A 3,712-nucleotide genomic window follows, 5' to 3' on the forward strand; every position below is an offset into this window, starting at 1 on the left:
TGTGTAATTCATGCCGGGGTTTAGTCATTAAGGGGTAGGCTTTCGGACGACGTAAAAGGATTCGTGGTTCGCTGCGACCTGAGCGGTCAGAAACAGCCTTATGAGCAATAACTTTAAGTAAAGTACGATAAAGTTGAAGACGTTTTTTATGAGAAGTGGCTAACAATCTGGGAATAAAGTTATTTAAATGATAGGTACAGCAAACGTGGGGTGCAGTTGATATTCTGATCAACAACGCAGGTAAATTTCCAGTCACACCTTTCGAGGATATCTCGTATACTGAATGGCGCGAGGTTTGTGCAATCAATCTCGATAGTCCTGAAGGGGTGACGCGATCGCTCCTACCGTTGATCAAAGTCAACGCCAGATCAATGCCACTACCTCACCGCAAAGGCGGGCGTGATTGGGTTCACTAGGTCGCTTGCAAACGCACTCGGTCAACACAACATCACCGTCAATGCAATTACTCCGGATATAACGGATACACCACCCATCATTGCGCTTTTTCCTGCCGCTGTACTCGACGAGCAGGCAAAAGCAAGAGCTATAAACAGACGAGAAACTGCCGACGATCTGGTTGGGACAGTACTATTCCTTGCGTCTGATGACGCAGCATTCATAATCGGTCAGACAATCAACATTGATGGTGGAAATAACTTCGTTTAGTGTAGGGAAATACTGTCGCGTTTGGATAACAATGACTTTAAGAATGAGACGGATATAACCGCGCACCTGTGGTGCGTGGTAGTTCCGGCCGGACTGGAGAAATTTTTTCAGGAGATCGGCACGCCTGTAGCGGCTGGCACCTTTCTGCCTCCCCCAACTATGGATGAGGCAGCGCAGCAATGGATGCAAGAAATTACCAGAAAGTATGGTCAGGAAGTGTACCCGCCGGACTATATTGATTAACGAACTGTGCTGATCCGCCTAAATTGCAGTTCACCGAATTTTAGATTTTAAGTTTTAGATAATGGAATTGAATAAGACTTGCATTCCATTATTTAAAAAGGTCTGAAAGCAAGCGAATTTAAACGTGAGAATTTACCCTTTCTACTGCCTAATTTTTAAATACCTATCCTTGAAAGTCCTTATTTCCACCCTACTAAGATTTGTTTGCCTCCGATTTCGTAGAGAAGATGTGGACTTTTGCGATCCGTTAAATAATTCCTGATGTTTTGGCATGGTATTTATTAAGCAAGAAACTAGCGATCGCCACCGCAGCAATTAATATTAGAAATGTCACTACTACCAGGGCTGCTCCATAACCAAAATCTAAGTAGCGCATTACCGTGGAATAGATATATAGTGACACAACTTCAGTTGCACCACCAGGGCCACCCCCGGTCATCACAGCAATTAAGTCGAAAATCCCGAAAGCTTGAGCAAATCGAAATAGGACTGCAATTAAGATTTGTGGCAGCAGCAGTGGCAAGGTAATATTGCGGAAGCTCTGCCAAGCATTTGCCCCATCGACAGAGTAGGCTTCGTAGAGGTCTGCTGGTATCGATTGCAAGCCAGCCAACAGCAGAATACTAATAAAGGGTGTAGTTTTCCAAACATCAGCAAAGATTGCTGCGCTCATCGCCAGAGTTGGATCTCCTAACCAGTTAATTCCAGTTTTAATCAGCCCTAACCGCCGCAGAATATCATTTACAACCCCAAACTGGTCGTTAAAAATCCAAGCCCATGCCAGACCAATCAGAGCGGTAGGCAAAGCCCAAGGTAGAATGGCAGTTGTCCGTACTACGCCCCGTCCAAAAAACGCCTGATTGAGAACTAGGGCAATCCCTAGTCCTAGCAGTAGTTCTGAAAGCACGGATGCTGTTGTGAAGACGGTCGTCGCCCACAAACTCTGCCAGAAACGACCATCCCCTGCCATCCGCACATAATTGTCCAAACCAGAGAATACAGGTTGTAGTTCCGTTCCTAAATTTCTAGTAAATACACTTAACCAGAATGCTCGTAAAATCGGGTAGGCAAATACAAATAACAACAGCAATAATGCTGGTGTTAATAAAAGCCAAGCAGTCCGTTGTTCCCGACCTTGAAGTGAATGCAGATTAGTCATTAGTCAAGAGTCACTTGTACTGAGCGTAGTCGTAGAGCCTGCGGCATAGCTACGCTTAGGGCGCAGCCTCTCCAAGAGTTGTATTAGTCATTATTAATTCTCCCATGTTCCTAGTTCCTAGTTCCTAGTTCCTAGCAGTCGGCGCGTTTCATTAGCAGCAGCTTGCATTGCTCGTTGCGGATTTAGCCGACCGGATAGCGCAGCGCTGAGATAACGCTGCAAAATATCCGATGTTTGGTCATATTGCGCGATCGGCGAACGTAAAACTGCATTGTCCACAACCTCTAGTAACTGCGGATAGTGAGGGTATTTAGCAACAATCTCTGAGTCTGTAAATAAATCCCGGCGACTTGGCACATAGCCTGCACTCAAAATGAATCGGCGCTGTACCTCCCGACTGGTAAAGTGCTGAATTGCTTTCCAAGCTTCTTCGGGATGTTTAGAAGATTTAGCAATCCCTATACCCCAGCCTCCTAAACAAGCTGCACCAGTCTTACCAGGAGCATGAACCATCGGTTTAATTGCAATTTTGCCTCGGATTGACGAATTCTTTGCTTGGGCTAAAGGCCATGCATAGGGCCAGCTACGTAAAAACGCTACTTGACCACTTTGGAAGAAACGGCGGGTGTCTTCTTCCTGGTAGGTTGTGACTCCAGGAGGAGAAACGCCTAGCCTGACGGTACTACGCAAAAACTCAACGGCTTGTAATGTTTCTGGTCGGTCTAGCCCAACCTCGAACGTTTTGGGATTAACCCAGAAGCCACCAAAGCCATTAAGGACTTCCACAAACATTGCCACGAGTCCTTCATATTGGCGTCCTTGCCAAACATAGCCCCAATTCACTTTGTCTTTCTTCTGCAAGACTTGGGAAATTCGGATCAAATCCTCAAAGGTTTCTGGCGGTTGCAATCCTGCTTCTTTGATTAAATCTTCCCGGTAGTAGAGCATTCCCACGTCGGAACGCACAGGAATGCGGTACAGTGTGTTCTGGTAACGTCCGCCTTCTACATCCTTGGGTGAAAATGCTGCCAACTCTTGCTTAGAAATGCGATCATCTAGGGGTAGCAACCATCCAGCAGCAGCAAACTTGGGCGTCCAGATCACGTCCATATTCACCAAATCATAAGGGGATTCACCTAAGATAAACGATGAGGTGTATAGGTCTTCGAGCAAATTTGTAGCATTTGGCCCCTCAACTAAGTTAATGCGAATACCTGGGTTCTCAGCCTCAAAGTCTCTAATTAAACCCTGCTTCCAAGGTTGGGCATCTGGGGCAGTAATTAACATATTTAGGGTAACTGGTCGCTGCGAGAGTGCTACCCAATTGAATAATATGATACCTAATAGAATTGCCAAAAAAATCCCTATATGCAAAAGATTTTGTTTTCGGATAAATTTTTGTAGCTTGTTTATTGGGTTTTGATACAACATTATGAATTTAGCGATCGCTAATGGTAATAATTATACGGCTTATGTGAGTTGGGATAGCAAAAAAGAAGGGGAAACCACAAGATAAAGGTAACGACACCAAAGCTTGAAATCTCCCAATGAATATGGTAGACGGTTCGACCCTGTTGACAACAATTTTTGTGCTATAGCAATCCTAAATGAGTTGTGAAAAATCACAGTTGTTGATAAAGTGAA

3 protein-coding genes and 1 pseudogene are annotated in these 3,712 nt (G+C 44.9%); 2 read left to right on the forward strand and 2 right to left on the reverse strand.

Annotation, left to right across the window (positions count from 1 at the left end; genetic code table 11):
- The first annotated feature begins 227 nt into the window (after positions 1-227).
- Both Q0541_RS34305 and Q0541_RS04865 read left to right on the forward strand, forming a co-directional pair.
- Positions 228-666: pseudogene (locus tag Q0541_RS34305) on the forward strand (SDR family oxidoreductase).
- Between the two features lie 21 nt (positions 667-687).
- The gene (locus Q0541_RS04865; protein WP_298906338.1) at positions 688-909 is read left to right on the forward strand and encodes a hypothetical protein; all 222 of its coding nucleotides are present in this window, start codon (positions 688-690) and stop codon (positions 907-909) included.
- Positions 910-1,156: 247 nt separating this feature from the next.
- Here the strand turns inward: Q0541_RS04865 and Q0541_RS04870 are convergent, their stop codons facing one another.
- A complete protein-coding gene (locus Q0541_RS04870; protein ID WP_298906341.1) occupies positions 1,157-2,068 on the reverse strand; it encodes a carbohydrate ABC transporter permease in 912 nt (303 codons plus the stop codon).
- Positions 2,069-2,185: 117 nt separating this feature from the next.
- Positions 2,186-3,499 carry an ABC transporter substrate-binding protein gene (locus Q0541_RS04875; RefSeq protein ID WP_298906343.1) on the reverse strand — a complete coding sequence of 438 codons (1,314 nt, stop codon included), beginning with the start codon at positions 3,497-3,499 and terminating at the stop codon, positions 2,186-2,188.
- Positions 3,500-3,712 lie beyond the last annotated feature (213 nt).

Origin of the sequence: uncultured Nostoc sp., from assembly GCF_937863485.1 — a bacterium.
Taxonomy (GTDB): domain Bacteria; phylum Cyanobacteriota; class Cyanobacteriia; order Cyanobacteriales; family Nostocaceae; genus Nostoc.

Excerpts from the sequence above, each read along its gene's own strand:
- Q0541_RS04870 (WP_298906341.1), bottom strand. The coding sequence starts at position 2,068 with ATGACTAATCTGCATTCACTTCAAGGTCGGGAACAACGGACTGCTTGG.
- Q0541_RS04875 (WP_298906343.1), bottom strand. The coding sequence starts at position 3,499 with ATGTTGTATCAAAACCCAATAAACAAGCTACAAAAATTTATCCGAAAA.